Origin of the sequence: Nostoc sp. XA010 (assembly GCF_020829625.1) — a bacterium.
Lineage (GTDB): Bacteria > Cyanobacteriota > Cyanobacteriia > Cyanobacteriales > Nostocaceae > Nostoc.
In genome coordinates, this window is the sequence record NZ_JAIVFX010000009.1 from 37840 (window position 1) to 55865 (window position 18026).

7 protein-coding genes are annotated in these 18026 nt (G+C 39.5%); all 7 read left to right on the forward strand.

Annotated features, from left to right (window positions below; all coding sequences use genetic code 11):
* The first annotated feature begins 63 nt into the window (after nt 1-63).
* Nucleotides 64-5400, forward strand: coding sequence for a non-ribosomal peptide synthetase (locus tag LC608_RS15435; RefSeq protein WP_229554373.1), 5337 nt, complete (start codon nt 64-66; stop codon nt 5398-5400).
* Nucleotides 5393-10093: a type I polyketide synthase gene (locus tag LC608_RS15440; RefSeq protein WP_229554374.1), complete on the forward strand. Its 4701-nt coding sequence runs from the start codon at nt 5393-5395 to the stop codon at nt 10091-10093. The genes LC608_RS15435 and LC608_RS15440 overlap by 8 nt, the downstream gene beginning before the upstream one ends.
* A complete protein-coding gene (locus LC608_RS15445) occupies nt 10083-14363 on the forward strand; it encodes a type I polyketide synthase (RefSeq protein WP_229554375.1) in 4281 nt (1426 codons plus the stop codon). The genes LC608_RS15440 and LC608_RS15445 overlap by 11 nt, the downstream gene beginning before the upstream one ends.
* Before the next feature lie 149 nt (nt 14364-14512).
* The gene (locus tag LC608_RS15450) at nt 14513-15367 is read left to right on the forward strand and encodes a 3-hydroxyacyl-CoA dehydrogenase family protein (RefSeq protein ID WP_229554376.1); all 855 of its coding nucleotides are present in this window, start codon (nt 14513-14515) and stop codon (nt 15365-15367) included.
* A gap of 19 nt (nt 15368-15386) precedes the next feature.
* A complete protein-coding gene (locus LC608_RS15455) occupies nt 15387-15635 on the forward strand; it encodes an acyl carrier protein (protein WP_229554377.1) in 249 nt (82 codons plus the stop codon).
* A 37-nt stretch (nt 15636-15672) separates the two neighbouring features.
* Nucleotides 15673-16857 carry an acyl-CoA dehydrogenase family protein gene (locus LC608_RS15460; RefSeq protein ID WP_229554378.1) on the forward strand — a complete coding sequence of 395 codons (1185 nt, stop codon included), beginning with the start codon at nt 15673-15675 and terminating at the stop codon, nt 16855-16857.
* 72 nt (nt 16858-16929) lie between these two features.
* Entirely contained in the window at nt 16930-17997 is a 1068-nt protein-coding gene (locus LC608_RS15465) for an HAD family hydrolase (protein WP_229554379.1), read from the forward strand.
* The last annotated feature ends 29 nt before the right edge of the window (nt 17998-18026 follow it).

Here is an 18026-nt window from a genome sequence, read left to right on the forward strand (position 1 = left end):
CGTGGTGAGAGCGAAAAGAAAAATCACCAGTTTATCAGGTGCATTTAGTTGTCGAAAATAAAAATGAGTCAATCCAATCGTTCCTTTGCTCAAAGTTATCCTAGCTGTTCTACTGTTGCAGAACTCTTACGTTTGAGAAGTTCTACCCAACCAACTCGAGATGCTTTCACCTTTTTGTTAGATGGGGAAACAGAACAATCAACCCTGACCTATCAAGAATTAGATCAGCTAGCGCGTCGAGTTGCGGCTCGGTTACAAGCATTGGGTTTAAAAGGTGAACGAGCTTTACTGCTTTATCCTGCTGGATTGGATTTTTTAATTGCCTTTTTCGGTTGTTTATATGCAGGAGTTGTGGCGGTTACTGCATATCCTCCCAGAAATCAACGCAACACACCAAGAATAAAGGCAATTGCCATAGATGCACAAGCTGCGATCGCTCTGACAACTACGGAAATTTTGTCAACAGTGCAGCCTCTAATAACAGAAAAGAGTGATCTGGGATCATTGCAGTGGCTGACTACTGATAATCTGGCACAGGGAATAGAAGAAAGTTGGCAAAAACCCGATATTGATATAGATACCTTAGCTTTTCTGCAATATACCTCCGGTTCTACAGGCACACCCAAGGGTGTAATGATTAGTCATGGAAACCTACTGCACAATGCTCAGACAACTTGCCAATTTATGGAGCATTCCGCAGAAAGTAAATTCGTGACGTGGCTGCCGATGTACCATGATATGGGTCTAATTGGTGGCATCTTGCAACCTTTGTATGGGGGTTTTCCTTGCATTATCATGCCTCCAACTTCCTTTCTCCAACGTCCATATCGTTGGTTGCAGGCAATTTCCATATATCAAGGGACAACAAGTGGAGGCCCAAATTTTGCCTATAAGTTATGTACTCAAAAAATCACTCCAGAACAAAAAGCAACTCTTGACCTGAGTAGCTGGAGTGTAGCATTTAATGGTGCTGAACCGATTCGTTACGATACCTTAGAGCGTTTTGCAGAAGCGTTTGCAGAGTGTGGTTTCCGTAGGGAGGCTTTTTATCCATGTTACGGAATGGCTGAAACAACCCTAATGGTATCAGGCGTAGATAAAGCTACCTCACCGCGAGTGAAAGCGATTCAGAAATCTGCATTAGAATCTAATCAAGTTGTTGCATCATCGCTTACGGATGAGAATCTATATCATTTTGTGAGTTGCGGTCGAGTCATACCAGAACAGAAGGTAGTTATTACTAATCCAGAAACACTTAAGACTTGTCAACCTGATGAAATTGGAGAAATTTGGGTATCTGGATTGAGTGTTGGTCAAGGCTATTGGAATCGTTCTCAAGAGACAGAAGAGACATTCCGTGCTTATTTATCAGATACAAGAGAAGGGCCTTTCCTGCGGACGGGAGATTTAGGTTTTTTGCAGGATGGAGAGCTTTTTATTACAGGTAGAGCTAAAGATTTAATAATCATTCGAGGCCGCAATCTTTACCCACAGGATATAGAATTAACCGCCGAACATAGTCATCCATCCTTGCGTACTGGTGCTAATGCAGCATTTACAGTTGAAGTTGATAATGAAGAAAAGCTAGTAATTGTACAAGAATTAGAGTTTCGCGCCAAACCTAATTTAGAAGAAGTAGTTAATGCAATTCGCCAAGCGGTGACTGAAGAGTATGAGGTACAAGTTTATGCAGTGGTTTTAATTAAACCAGGTAGTATCCCGAAAACTTCCAGTGGTAAGATTCAGCGACGTGCAACTCGCGCTCAATTCCAGAATGGCGAACTAAATATAGTTGAAAGTAACATTATTAAAATTAGCGATATCACCCAAAATGAAACTCATTTACAACGTTCTGAACTTTTAGCACTTTCTCCAAGGGAATGTCAAACGACTCTAGAAGCATACATAATTGAACTCTTGGCAAGAGTATTTTCAGTTATATCAGATGATATTAATCCTCAAGAACCATTAACTACGATAGGACTTGACTCTTTAAAAGTATTTGAAATAAAGAATCGGATTGAAGTTGACTTAGAAGTAGATATATCCGTAGCAGACTTCTTTGAAGGGATGAGTGTGCGATCGCTCCTCACCAAGATCCTTGCTCAAATGACGACAGATGGACTACCGTCACTATCGCTTACCCAACAACAAATCAATACATCTATTCATCCTCTATCCTTTGCCCAACAGGGGTTATGGTTTATCAATCAACTGACTCCCCATACTCCTACATATAATATTCCTATAATTATTAACCTCCAAGGTTGTGTTAACTTAGCAGTCTTACAGGACAGCCTTAACGAAATTATTAGACGACATGAAGTCTTACGTACAAGCTTTACAGTGGTTGATGGACAACCAGTACAAGTTATCAATCAAGCTATACCTTTAACTTTGGCGGTTGAAGATTTACGTATACTATCCGAAAGTGAACGCACTCTAGCAGCACAACGTTTAGCTATTGAGTTAGCACAGCAATCTTTTGACTTATCTGCTCAATCGCTTTTGCGTGCTAAAATTTTACAGTTAACTGATAAAAATTATCATTTGATTGTCACTCTGCATCATATAATTGCGGATGGTTGGTCTATAGGAGTTTTGATCAAAGAACTAGCTGCAATATATGAAGCATTTTCTATTGGTAAACTCTCCCCACTTAGTGAAATACCCATTCAGTATAGAGATTTTGTCAACTGGCAACACAAATCGATTGATTCCAAACCCCTTCAATCTTCACTCACCTATTGGAAACAAAAGTTGGAGGGTGAACTTCCTGTACTAAACTTACCAACTGACCGTCCGCGTAGAAGCTTTGCTTATTGTCATCAGACATCGCCTATTGAAACATTTAAAGGCGCTCAAGCCAAATTAGTTCTTTCCCAAACACTGACAAAAGAATTGAAAAATTTGAGCCGTCAGCAGGGAGTAACTTTGTTTATGACCTTGCTTACAGCCTTCAAAATCTTGCTCTATCGCTACACAGGTCAGGCTGATATTATAGTTGGTTCGCCGATAGCTAATCGTAACAGAGCAGAAATTGAATCATTAATAGGATTATTTGTCAATGTTTTGGTATTGCGTACAGATTTATCTGGCGATCTGAGTTTTCAGGAGTTGTTAGCACGGGTGAAGTCAACGGCTTTAGAAGCCTACATACATCAAGACTTACCTTTTGAAAAGTTAGTAGAGGAATTACAGCCAAGCAGAGACTTGAGCTACAATCCACTATTTCAGGTAATGTTCGTTCTCCAGAATTTGCCAAAACCCAATCTAAATCTAACGGATGTGTCAGTTAGTTATGAGGAAGGTTACAACGGCACATCTAAGTTTGATTTGACGTTGTTTATGGAGGATTGCGAGGGAGGGTTAATTGCAACTTGCGAGTACAACACGGATTTATTTAATGCAGATAGCATTAACCGGATGCTGGGACACTTCCAGACTTTGTTAGAAAGCATAGTTAGCAATCCTGAACAATGTATTTCACAATTGCAACTATTAACACCATCGGAAATCCAACAGTTATTAATTCGCTGGAATGATACCAAAACAGATTATCCACAACATAAGTGCATTCATCAGTTCTTTGAAGAACAAGTAGAAAAAACCCCAGATGCTGTTGCAGTCGCCTTTGAAAACCAAAAATTAACCTACCAGGAGTTGAACAACCGCGCCAATCAACTAGCACGATACTTGCACAAACTAAGCGTAAAGCCAGAAGACATTGTAGGTGTCTGCATGAAGCGCAGTCCAGAAATGGCGATCGCATTGTTGGCGATCCTGAAAGCAGGCGGAGCTTACGTACCCCTAGATCCAACTTATCCTCAGGAACGCTTGGCTTTCATGCTAGAAGACAGTCAAGCAAAGGTACTGCTGACTCAAGGCGATCTAATTGAGTTGCTTGCTCAACCCAATGTATCTATAGTCTGTATCGATAGAGATTCAGAATTACTTAGCCAACAGAGTAAAGAAAATCTGTTGAGTGAAGTAAAACCCAATAACTTAGCTTATGTAATCTATACTTCCGGTTCTACTGGTGTACCAAAAGGCGTTGCTATAGAACATCAAAGTTGTGTTGCTTTATTAACATGGTCAAGAGAGGTGTTTACAGATGATGACCTTGTAGGAGTTTTAGCATCAACCTCTATTTGCTTTGATTTATCAGTATTTGAACTCTTTGTTACCCTGAGTTGGGGTGGTAGAGTAATTCTCGTAGAGAATGCTTTGCATTTACTCTCTTTGAATGAAGAAGTCAGCTTAATTAATACAGTTCCCAGCATCATTGCAGAATTACTGCGAGTAAATGGTTTACCAACTTCCGTCAGAACAGTTAATCTTGCTGGCGAACCTCTGCAAAATCAACTCGTACAGCAAATTTATCAAAATCATCATATTCAAAACGTTTTGAATCTTTATGGCCCTTCTGAAGATACCACTTATTCTACATTTGCTCGAGTAAATAGAGACAGCAATGTAACTATTGGTCGTCCCATCACCAACACACAAATTTATCTGCTAGATACTCATTTACAGCCAGTACCAATTGGTGTTCCAGGCGAAATTTATATTGGTGGTGCTGGATTAGCAAGAGGATATTTAAACCGACCAGAGTTAACAAAAGAACTGTTTATATCTAACCCACTTAGTCATGAACTTGACTCGCGATTATATAAAACTGGAGATTTAGCCCGTTATTTACCAGATGGAAATTTAGAATATTTAGGGCGAGCCGATAGTCAGGTCAAGATGAGAGGATTTCGGATTGAACTAGGTGAGATAGAGAATGCTCTGCTCAAGCATCCAGGAGTGCAGGAAATTGTTGTTTTGGTGCGAGAAGATAAGCAAAGCAATCAGCAATTAGTGGCTTACGTAGTGGCTTTCCCAGACCAAATACCTACAATTAAGGAACTGCGAAAGTATCTCAAAGAATTGTTACCTGATTACATGATTCCTGGTGTTTTCATCTTCCTAGATACCTTACCACTGTTGCCTAATGGCAAAGTTGACCGCAAAGCTTTACCTGTACCTGATAGCTTACGCCCAACACTAACGACAAATTATCAAGTTCCCAATTCTGAAATGGAACAGCAGATAGCAAAGCTTTGGCAACAAGTGCTGCATCTAGATAAAGTAGGGATTCATGATAATTTCTTTGACCTTGGCGGTCATTCACTACTGATGCTGCAAGTAAATCATAAACTGCGTACAACTTTGCAGCGAGATATATCAGTAGTGACAATGTTTCAAAATCCAACTATTTACTCACTAGCGCAATATTTAAGTCAAGATCGACAACTTTCTTTTACAGGAACACGCGATCGCGCGAATAAGCAAATTGAGGCTATCAATCGTCAAAAGCAATTATTGAGCAAACAAGGTAGAAAGAATTATGGTTAGCACTATACATAATGATGCTCTAGAAGGAATCGCCATAGTTGGTATGTCAGGGCGTTTTCCTGGTGCTAAAAATCTCGAAGAATTTTGGCAGAATTTACGAAATGGGATAGAGTCGATTTCCACTTTCACCGATGAAGAGATGATATCGGCTGGGATAAGCCCGGCGATTCTAGGCGATCGCAATTATGTAAAAGCTAGTGCCATCTTAGAAGGTATTGATTTATTTGATGCGGCATTTTTTAGTTTTAATCATAGAGAAGCAGAGGTTACTGACCCCCAACACCGTCTTTTTTTAGAGTGTGCTTGGGAAGCGTTGGAAAATGCTGGCTATGATTCTCATAGATATACAAGTCGGATTGGAGTTTATGCTGGTGCGAGCTTCAATAACTATTATTCTTTGGATATCAACCGCGATCGCATGGGTTCAGCCCAATGCTACCAAACCTTAATAGGTAACGATAAAGATTTCCTCACAACTCGTGTTTCTTATAAATTAAATCTCACAGGCCCAAGTATTACAGTCCAAACAGCCTGCTCCACCTCATTAGTTGCAACCACACTTGCTTGTCAAAGTTTACTGAACTACCAATGTGATATGGCTTTGGCTGGTGGGGTTTCTATACATGTTCCCCAAAAAACAGGTTATTTATACGAGCAGGGAGGAACGCTCTCTCCTGATGGTCATTGTCGTGCTTTTGATGCTAAAGCGCAGGGAACAACTATTGGTAATGGTGTAGGTGTTGTGGTTCTCAAGCGATTGAGTGACGCTTTAGCAGATGGTGATTGCATTCATGCTGTCATTAAAGGTTCAGCTATCAATAATGATGGTTCGTTTAAAGTTGGCTACACAGCCCCTAGCGTGAATGGTCAAGCAGAGGTGATAGGCGAAGCAATGATGCTCGCAGGTGTTGAGCCGGAGACAATCAACTATATCGAAGCTCATGGTACTGGTACAACTTTGGGCGATCCCATTGAAATCGCCGCACTTTCTCAAGTATTTCGTAGCAGTAACAACAAGAAAGGCTTTTGTGCGATCGCGAAGCGTGCACATTGTGCAATCGGTTCAGTCAAAACAAATATCGGTCATTTAGATGCAGCATCTGGAATTGCTGGACTGATTAAAACTGTTTTGTCTTTGGAACACAAACAAATACCACCCAGCTTAAATTTTGAGCAGCCAAATCCCCAAATTGATTTTGCAAATAGTCCCTTTCACGTTAATACCAAGCTGACAGAATGGAAATCAGGGGACACACCTCGATGTGCTGGTGTGAGTTCTTTGGGTATTGGTGGGACTAATGCTCATGTCATTCTAGAAGAAGCACCAGTGCAGGAACCTTCTAGCCCTTCTCGCCCTTGGCAATTGTTGCCACTTTCTGCCAAAACCGAATCGGCTCTAGAAACTGCAACAGAAAATCTGGCTAATTACCTCCAACAACATCCCGATGTGAACTTAGCGGATGTTGCCCATACATTGCAACTGGGGCGTGCTGAATTTAATCATCGTCGCGTGATAGTGTGTCCAAATATCGAGGATGCAGCTAGCACCTTGCAACTACGAGATCCCCAAAGAACTTTCACTCGCTTAGGTGAAAGTGGCGTTCAAGAAGTGACTCCGCAGGAGTATCGTCTCGTCTTTATGTTCCCCGGACAGGGCGCTCAGTATGTAGATATGGGTAAAGAACTTTACCAAACTGAGCCAATTTTTCAACAACAGGTCGATTTGTGTTGTCAATTGCTGCAACCTCATTTAGGGCTAGATTTGCGAACAGTTATTTATCCCAACGAATCTGAGTCAAAAGCCGCAGCCGAAAAACTGCAACAAACTGCCATCACCCAACCTGCATTATTTGTAGTTGAATATGCCTTAGCTAAGTTGTGGATGTCTTGGGGAATTGCTCCTAGTGCGATGATTGGTCATAGCATTGGGGAATATGTCGCAGCTTGTCTTGCTGGTGTATTCTTCCTAGAAGATGCTTTGGCTTTGGTTGCTATGCGTGGGCGACTGATGCAACAACTTCCCGCAGGCGCTATGCTCTCGGTTTCCCAATCAGAAGCAGAGATTAAAACTTTACTAAATGAAAATTTATCTTTAGCTGCTAATAATGCTCCTTCCTTATGTGTTGTTTCTGGAACCGATGAAGCTGTAGATACAATTGATCAACAACTTACAGCATTAGGTGTAGAATCTCGCCGTCTGCATACTTCCCATGCCTTTCATTCGGCGATGATGGAACCAATCATGGAGCCATTTATCAAGGAAGTTAAAAAAGTCAAACTAAATCCTCCCCAACTTCCCTTTATCTCCAATATCACAGGAACCTGGATAACAGCCGAGCAAGCCACAGAGCCTAACTACTGGGCAAAACATCTACGGCAAACTGTGCAGTTTGCAGCAGGTATCTCTGCATTACAGCAAGAATCAAATCCTATTCTGCTAGAAGTGGGGCCAGGACGTAGCTTGTGTACTTTGGCGAAAAAACATTCTGATTCCGCAGGATTATGTTCATTACGCCATCCCCAGGAAAAGCAGTCAGATGTGGCGTTCTTACTGAACACACTGGGCAAACTTTGGTTATATGGAGTACAGATAGATTGGTTGGGATTTTATTCCAACGAGCGTCGTTATCGTCTTCCCTTACCAACTTATCCCTTTGAGCGCCAGCGTTATTGGATTGAAGACTATAAACATAGGCAAAATAAGATTACTAAAGCTGCACCCGCATCATTTGGCAAAAAATCAGACGTTACAGACTGGCTTTATCTACCTTTGTGGAAGCAATCTCCACCTCTTATAGAACAGCCAGAATTGACGTTGCAGAAATCTAGCACTTTAGTTTTCACTAACGAGTTGAGCTTAAGTTCTCAGTTGGTAAGACAGCTAGAAACTGGCAATCAAGATGTAATTGTTGTCAGAGTGGGCACAAAGTTCACGAAGTTAAATGGTAATCAATACAGCATCAATCCTAAACATAGTAGTGACTACGATCTTTTATTTCGGCAACTTGAGGCACAAAATAATCTACCAACAAAAATTGTTCATCTGTGGAGCATTAAGTCAAATAATTACACAGTTTCAGAATTAGAATGGCTAGAAGAAATTCAATCGCAAGGATTTTATAGTTTACTATTTATAGTTCAAGCTATAAGTAAATTAAATGCTTCAAAGAAATTACAAATTACGATTATTTCTAATAACATGCAAGCAGTGACGGGAGACGAGGATCTCTGTCCTGAAAAGGCTACTTTATTCGGAGCAATTAAGGTTATCCCTCAAGAGTATTCCAATATCCGATGTCGGAACATTGATATTGTCATTCCCTTGCCAGGAAGTTCACAGGAGGATAAGCTAACAAATCTGATCCTAGAAGAAATTATCAGTCCTGGTGCTGATTCCATAATTGCCTACCGTGGTAATCATCGATGGGTACAAACGTTTGAACCTATCCAATTAAATAAATCTCAAAAAGAAGCACTACGATTAAGGGAAGAAGGAGTTTATCTCATTACAGGTGGTCTAGGAGGAATTGGACTTATATTAGCGGAATATCTAGCAAAAACCGTCAAAGCTAAACTAGTCTTGATAGGACGTGCAGTAATTCCTCCCAGAGATGATTGGTCTGAATGGCTAAGGACTAATGATGAACAACATCCAATTAGCTGCAAGATTAAGAAGTTGCAGGATTTGGAGATGCTAGGTGCTGAGGTTTTGACAATCAGTGCTGATGTTGCCAACTTTGAACAAATGCAAGAAGTTCTGGTTCAAGCAGAATTACTATATGGTCAAATCAATGGTGTAATTCATGCTGCTGGAATAACTGAGGAAAAATCGTTTTCATTTATTGAACAGACCAGTAAAATCGACTGTGAGCTTCAATTTACGCCAAAAGTATATGGATTATTAGTATTAAAAAATGTTTTAAACAATAAAAAACTTGATTTCTGTTTATTAATGTCTTCTTTATCTTCAGTTTTAGGAGGATTAGGATTTATTAGCTACGCTGCGGTTAATAGTTTTATGGATGCTTTTGTGCATCAACATAATAGAAGTAGTGCTACGTCGTGGACAAGTATTAATTGGGATGCTTGGCAAACTGTAAAAATAGAGCAGCAAAATCAATCATACTTTGCTACCGGACTGGCAGATTTGGCAATCAAACCAAACGAAGGTGTAGAAGTTTTCCAAAGAATTTTGAATTGTAGTCATAAGATCAATCAAGTTGTTGTATCTACCGCAGACCTACAAACCAGAATTAATCAATGGGTAGATTTAGCTACTTTACCGGAAGAAACAGTTAGCCAAAAATCCAATTTATCACTTCATCCCAGACCTAACTTACAAAATTCTTATGTTGCTCCTAGAAATGAAACCGAGCAAAAGATAGCGGTTGTTTGGCAAGAACTAATTGGCACAGAAAAAGTCGGTGTTTACGATAACTTTTTCGAGTTGGGTGGTGATTCGCTTCTCATGGTGCAAGTACGGAGTAGGTTGCAAGCAGCTTTCAACTGTAATGTTTCTATAGCTGAGTTATTTGAATATCCTACCATTAGTAACTTATCAGAATATTTCAGCCGGCAAAATAATGAACAACCAGGCTTTGAGCAAGCACAAGACCGTGCCAAGAGGCAAGAAGCCGCAATTGAAGAAGAAATACAGTTGATGAAGCAAAGAAGGAGATTATATGCACAATAAATTAAAAGGGATAGCTATCATTGGCATGGCAGGTCGGTTTCCTGGAGCTAAAAGCGTAGCTCAATTTTGGCAAAACTTGTGTGATGGTGTTGAGTCTATTTCCTACTTCAATGATGAAGAGTTGTTAGCTTCAGGTGTAGACCCCGCTTATTTGCGCGATCCTAACTACGTGAAAGCTGGGTTTGTGCTAGAAAATATTGAGATGTTTGACGCTTCATTTTTTGGTTTTTCTCCTAGAGAAGCTGAAATTCTCGATCCTCAGCAGCGAGTTTTTTTAGAGTGTGCTTGGGAAGCATTGGAAAATGCTGGTTATAATCCGAAAGCAGACAACAACTTAACTGGTTTATATGCAGGGGGAAACTTAAGTACTTACTTGTTCTATAATCTCGCTTCACACCCCGACCTTCTGAAATCGCTAAATTTGCAAGTTACCCTTGGCAATGATAAAGACTTTATTCCTACACGAGTTTCTTACAAATTGAATTTGAAAGGGCCAAGTGTGAATGTTGGTACAGCTTGTTCCACTTCGTTAGTAGCTGTTCATCTAGCGTGCCGAGGATTATTGAGTTACCAATGTGACATGGCGCTAGCTGGGGGTATTGCGATCCAAGTTCCGCAAGTAGAGGGTTATTTCTATCAAGCTGGAGGGATGGCTTCTCCTGATGCTCACACTCGTGCCTTTGATGCTAGAGCTACTGGTGGCCCTTTTGGTAGAGGGGCAGGTGTTGTTGTTCTCAAGAGATTAGAAGATGCTGTAGCAGATGGTGACTATATTTATGGAGTAATTAAAGGTTCAGCTATTAATAATGATGGTGCAGTGAAAGTAAGTTACACAGCACCAAGTGTCACGGGACAAGCAGAAGTTATTGCCCAAGCTCAAGCGATCGCCTCCTTTGATCCAGATACCATTACTTACATTGAAACTCATGGCACTGGTACAGCCTTGGGCGACCCAATCGAAATTCGAGCGTTAGATAAAGTGTTTCGTGCCGGAACCAGTAAGAAGGGTTTTTGTGCGATCGGTTCCGTTAAACCTAATGTCAGCCATTTGAATACGGCTGCTGGTGTAACGAGCTTAATTAAAACTGCTTTGGCTTTAAAACATCAACAAATACCCCCTAGCTTGTATTTTGAAGAACCATCGCCTGAGATAGACTTTGCCAACAGCCCTTTTTACGTCAATACCCAACTGTCTAGATGGCAAACAAACGGAACACCACGCCGCGCTGGAGTCAGTTCTTTTGGTTTAGGGGGGACTAATGCTCATGTTGTTTTGGAAGAAGCTCCGGTCGAGGAGCAGGGGAACAGGGGAGCAGGGGAGCAGGGGAGAGGTTATCAGTTATTGGTACTTTCTGCCAAAACTGACTCAGCTTTAGAGACCGCAACTACAAATTTGCTCAATCATCTGCAACAGCATCCAGAACTAAACCTTGCAGATGTAGCTTATACATTACAAGTTGGTCGTTACCCATTTACTCATCGGCGCACGGTTGTTTGCCAAGATATTCCAGATGCCATAATTGCCCTTCAGAGTCCCCAACGAGTTTTGACTAACACTCAGGAGACGAATCAGCGCCCGATCGCCTTTATGTTTACTGGTTTAGGAACTCAGTACATCAATATGGCTGGGGAACTTTATCAAGTAGAGCCAACTTTTCGTGAACATCTAGATCGTTGTTTTGCTCTCTTCCAACCTCTTTTGGGTGTTGATCTCAAAGAAGTTATTTATCCTCCTTCCCTAACAACCAAACCAGCAGCAACTAATGAAAAACCGGGTATCAATTTACGTCAAATGTTGGGGCGTGATACTCAACCAATAGATCCCGCCACAGAAAAACTTAACCAAACCTATTTGACTCAGCCAGCATTATTTGCCGTTGAATATGCTTTAGCTCAATTATGGATGTCCTGGGGTATTCGTCCTGCGGCGATGATTGGTTACAGCATTGGTGAATATGTGGCAGCAACCTTAGCAGGAGTATTATCTCTAGAAGATGCGATCGCGCTTGTAGCTGCTAGGGCGCAAATGATTCAAAAGTTGCCAGGGGGAGCCATGTTAGCGGTTCCCTTAACAGAGCAACAAGTACAACCTTACTTGAATGAAAACCTTTCTCTGTCAGCAGTTAATGGCGCATTTCAATGTGTGCTGGCAGGAACTACCCAGGCTGTAGAGGAATTGTCACGGGAGTTGAGCGCTAAGGGTTTAGCCTGTCGTCAATTGCAGACATCCCATGCCTTTCATTCTTTCATGATGGAAGCGATCGCTGACTCTTTCACTCAACTGTTACAAACTATCAATCTCCAACCACCGCAAATTCCTTATCTCTCCAACGTCACGGGAACCTGGATCACAACCGAGCAAGCTACAAATCCCAGCTATTGGACACAGCATCTGTGTCAACCAGTGCGATTTGCCGATGGATTACAACAGTTGTGGAAACAACACAGTCCCATTTTATTGGAGGTAGGCGCGGGACAAGCATTAAGCAGCTTGGCAAGGCAATCTTTAGATAATATTGCTGGAGATGACTTAGTTGTGTTATCTTCCCTCCGCTATGCCTATGAGCAACAGTCAGATATTGCTTTCATCTTGAATACATTAGGGCAGCTATGGCTGGAGGGAGTCAAGATTGATTGGTCAGAATTTCATACTCATGAGCGTCGATATCGCCTTCCTTTACCGACGTATCCCTTTGAGCGACAAAGATATTGGATTGAAGCACAAAAATTATCACCTGGACAAATAACTCCTCAAACTCCATCTACATCAGGACTTTGGCAATCTCTGGTAGAAGCCAGTCAACTCCAAGCCAGTGTCGGTGCTGCAAAATTTGACGAGCAAATTTTCCATGATAAAAAAGCGTGGCGCGATCGCCTGTGCATTGCTTATATTCATCTGGCAATATCACAATTAGGAGCTTTTAGCCATCCTGATAAAAAGTATTCCTTAGAGGAATTGTTAGAGACATGTCAGATTATTCCTTCCTACAAAGAATTATTAAGTCGATGGCTAGAAATATTGGTAGAACAAGGTAAGTTAAATCAAAAGCAAGAATTGTTTACCAATTTATCACCAATATCAGCAGACTTTGTTAACCAGTTGCTAGTAGAAGTTAAAGCCAAATGGAGAGACACACCACAACAAATAGATTTGCTACAACTCTATGGCGAAAATATGGTGGCGCTGCTAACAGGGGAAAAAGAACCATTAGAGTTTCATGTTTCCACCTTATTAAAAGAAGGGGAATTTTCAGTTCAACAATTACCTGAGAATAAGTACTATAATTCAATCATGCAGGTATGCTTACAACAAGTGTTAAAAGCATTACCATCAGATATCAATCTGAGAATTCTGGAAATTGGTGGTGGAACTGGTACAGGTACTGCTGAATTATTACCCATACTGCCATCGCAAAGGACGAATTATACCTTTACCGATGTGGGTAGTTTTTTCCTAAACACAGCCAAAAAGAAGTTTAGCGATTATCCATTTGTTGAATATGAGTTGTTAGACATTGAGCGATCGCCACAAGAACAAGGATACTCAAGTTACAGCTTTGATGTGATCGTAGCTTTCCAAGTACTGCACGTTGCTAAGAATATAGGACAGACTCTCGATCGCCTTCGTTCTTTACTTGCGCCTGGAGGTTTACTACTATTTTGGGAAACAACTCAACCCAGGTTAGAATTTGAGTTTATTGACGCGCTGCTGATGAATCCGATAGAAGATTCCCAAAGCGATCGTAATATGTGCAATCCTTTTTTATCTAAAGAAAAATGGGAAAAAGAACTCAAATCTCATGGTTTTGAGCAGGTGATAGGGTTCTCAGAATTTGCACCTTTTACAGACCATGTAATTCTAGCTCAGGCAACTGCCTCAGCAGCATTTACTGAGAAAAACACTGTTACTAAAGCCAATTTATCTACTCACCATTCCAGACCGAATTTAAAAAATGCCTATACTCCTCCTACTAACGATTTAGAACAAAAACTGGTTGAAGTTTATCAAGAGTTACTGGGTATTGCACAAATAGGTATTCATGACAGCTTCTTCGCCTTGGGGGGAGACTCGCTAACAGGAACAGTATTAATTTCTCAACTTCGCACAATTTTCCAAATTGAATTACCAGTACGTCTTCTGTTTGAAGCTCCTACTATCGCTGAATTTGCGTTAGTAATTGAAGAAATTCTTATAGAAGAATTGGAAGAATTAGAAGAAATATCTGATTTAGAGTCAACTACTACTTCCGATATGCAATTGTCAAAATAAAAATCAATAGTAGTGTTTTTGTACTGAAACGCTACTAAAAAATTACAAAAAAGTTAATCTATCTCTTCTGGGTATTCGTATGTTGGTGGTTAACTAAATCAAAAAACAAAACACAAAACACAAAAATTGCTCATTCCCGGATAAAAATTATGAAGATAAAAACTGTTGGCGTTGTTGGTGCAGGTGTCATGGGGATAGGAGTCGCCCAAAACCTTGCACAAACAGGTCATGATGTAATTTTAGTAGATATTAAAGAAGAAATTCTCGATAAAGCTAAACAAGAAATCAAGAATAATATTCGCTTCCAGTCTTTTTTTCAGAAAAAAGACCAACCAGCAAATCTAGAAGAAGTCCTCGACAGAATAGAATTTTCTACAAACTACAAATTCTTAGAAAATGCAGATTTTGTTATAGAAAATGTTACCGAAAAATGGGATACTAAAAAACAAGTATACTCTTTGATTGATCCTATCTGTTCAGCAGATTGTATATTTGCCGCTAACACCTCAGCAATTCCTATTACTCGCATTGCTTCGGCTACCAAACGTGCCGATAAAGTTGTGGGGATTCACTTTATGAATCCTGTACCAATGAAGCCAATGGTAGAGATGATTTGCGGCTACCATACGTCAGAGACAACAATTGAAATAGCCAAAAAAATGCTATCTCAAATGGGTAAAGAGTGCATACTTGTTAATGATTCACCTGGTTTTGTCTCCAACCGCGTCTTAATGTTAACTATTAACGAAGCTGTTTTTCTGTTGCAAGACCAAGTTGCAACCGCAGAAGATATAGATAAAATCTTTAAAGGCTGTTTTGGTCACAAAATGGGGCCTTTAGAAACAGCAGATTTGATTGGACTAGACACAATTTTATTTTCTATCGAAGTTTTGTACGAAAACTTTAACGATAGTAAATATAGACCATGCCCTTTACTTAAAAAAATGGTAGATGCAGGATTATATGGTAGGAAAAATGGCAAAGGTTTTTATGCTTATCAATAAATAGGAATGATCAATCACAATGAACAAAATTCAAACCCAAATTAAAACATTTCTTTCCAGATTTTTTGGCAATCATGATTTGCAAGCTGATGAAGACATTTTTGCTTTAGGATTTGTTAATTCCATGTTTGCTATGCAACTTGTTTTATTTATAGAGCAAGAGTTTAAAATCAGCATTGAAAACGAAGACTTGGAATTTGATAACTTCCGAACAATCAACTCTATCGCCAATCTAATTGAGCGTAAAACTGCTATCCTCGTGCAGTAATCAAATATATAGCCATTTTTTATGGCACTGATGGTATATGAAACTAGAACTAACTCCGCAACAAAAGAATTATCAAGCTGAAATTAAAGCTTTTGTAAACGAGGAAATATATCCTCATGCTGGTGAATGGGATAAGAAAGAATTTACTCCCCCTGAACTGATCAAAAAAATAGCTCAACGTGGTTTCCTCGGTGGCATATTACCAACAGAATATGCTGGTAAAGGAATGGACATGATTACTTTCGGTATTCTCAATGAAGAAATGGGACGGGGATGTTCTTCTGTACGGAGCTTGCTGACAGTTCATAACATGGTTTCCCAGGCTTTATGCAAATGGGGAAATAAATCTCAAAAAGACTATTGGCTTCCTAAACTTGCACTGGGAGAAATTATAGCTGCTTTTGCATTAAGCGAACCGAATGTAGGTAGCGATGCTAAAAGTGTAGAAACAACAGCAACATTTGTGGGAGATGCTTATATTTTAAATGGGCAAAAAAAATGGATTACTTATGGACAAATAGCAGATGTATTTTTGGTCTTTGCTAAGTGCGATGGTAAACCGACTGCTTTCTTAGTTGAAAAAAATAATCCAGGTCTTTCAGTAAAACCGATATCTGGTATATTAGGTACTAGAGCTTCGATGCTAGCAGAATTACGGTTTAATAACTGTCATGTTTCTGAAGAGAATTTAGTAGGTAAATTAGGTTTTGGATTTTCCTACATTGCTGCTTCTGCACTTGATTATGGCAGATATAGTGTCGCATCTGGTTGTGTAGGTATTGCTCAAGCTTGTTTAGAAGCTTGCATCAAGTATACTAGCGATCGCAAACAATTTGATGTGTATCTCAAGGAACATCAATTAATTCGCCAAAAGATTACTCAGATGATAGCTAATATCAAAGCAGCAAGATTGTTATGTTATCAAGCTGCTTATCTCAAAGATATTAGCCATCCCAACTCGATTATAGAGACTTCTATTGCCAAGTATTTTGCATCTACAACAGCGAGCAAAATAGCTAATGATGCTGTACAAATTCATGGTGGAAATGGCTGTAGTAGTGAGTACCCCGTGGAACGGTATTTACGAGATTCTAAGATTATGGAAATTATTGAAGGTAGTACTCAAATTCAAGAAATTACTATTGCTGAGTCAGCATATCAAGATTATTTTATCTCTAGCGTTTCTCCTGGTTGGGAAAAGAAACTAACAGAAAAAGTTTAATATATAGCAATCACTTATATATTTTAAAATTATTGAATTAACTGTATAACTGAAAAATTGAGAAATTTAACTATGATTATTACTCAAGAGCAAGACATAAATAGTCAACAAGAAGATAAAAAAGTTATTAAATGTATAGTTTGGGATTTAGATAATACTTTATGGCATGGAGTATTATTAGAGGATGAAAAACTTTCCCTGCGGAAAGACATAGTAAATATTATTCATACTTTGGATGATCGTGGTATTTTACAATCTATTGCTAGCAAAAATAATTATGCAACAGCAATAGCTAAATTAGAAGAATATGGGTTGAAAGAATATTTTCTATATCCACAAATCAATTGGAATTCTAAAGCGTCTTCAGTGAAAGAGATTGCTAAATTATTGAATATTGGTCTAGATGCGATCGCCTTTGTGGATGACCAATTATTTGAACTCGAAGAAGTCAGGTTTTCTGTACCAGAAATTCTTTGTATAAATGCTGATGAAATTGATAAAATTCTACATATGCCTGTGATGAATCCCTGCTTTTTTACAGAGGATTCACGCATGAGAAGGTTAATGTATCTGAGCGATATTGATCGTCAAAATGCAGAGAAGGATTTTGTCGGAACAACAGACGAATTCTTGGCTACCCTCAACATGAATTTCACTATATCTTTGGCAGAAGAAGAAGATTTACAACGAGCAGAAGAATTAACTTTACGCACTAACCAATTGAATACAACTGGTTATACATATTCATATAATGAACTCAATCATTTTCGCTCTTCAGAAAATCACAAACTGCTAATTGCCAATCTGGAAGATAAATATGGAAGCTACGGGAAAATCGGTTTAATGCTAATTGAATGTCAACCAGATGCTTGGAAAATAAAGCTTTTACTGATGTCCTGTCGCGTTATGTCTAGAGGTGTTGGAACAATCATGTTGAATTATGTGATGAGTTTAGCTAAAAGCAACAATGTCCGCCTGTTAGCAGAATTTGTATCCAATAATCGTAATCGTATGATGTATATATCTTATAAATTTGCTGGATTTAAAGAAATTGAAAAAAATGATGGCTTGATAGTTCTAGAAAATGATTTAACGCGGATTCAGCCTGTACCCTCATATATCAAATTTCAGGCTAGTTAATTTTTTAGAGGCAAGGAATAAGGAACATT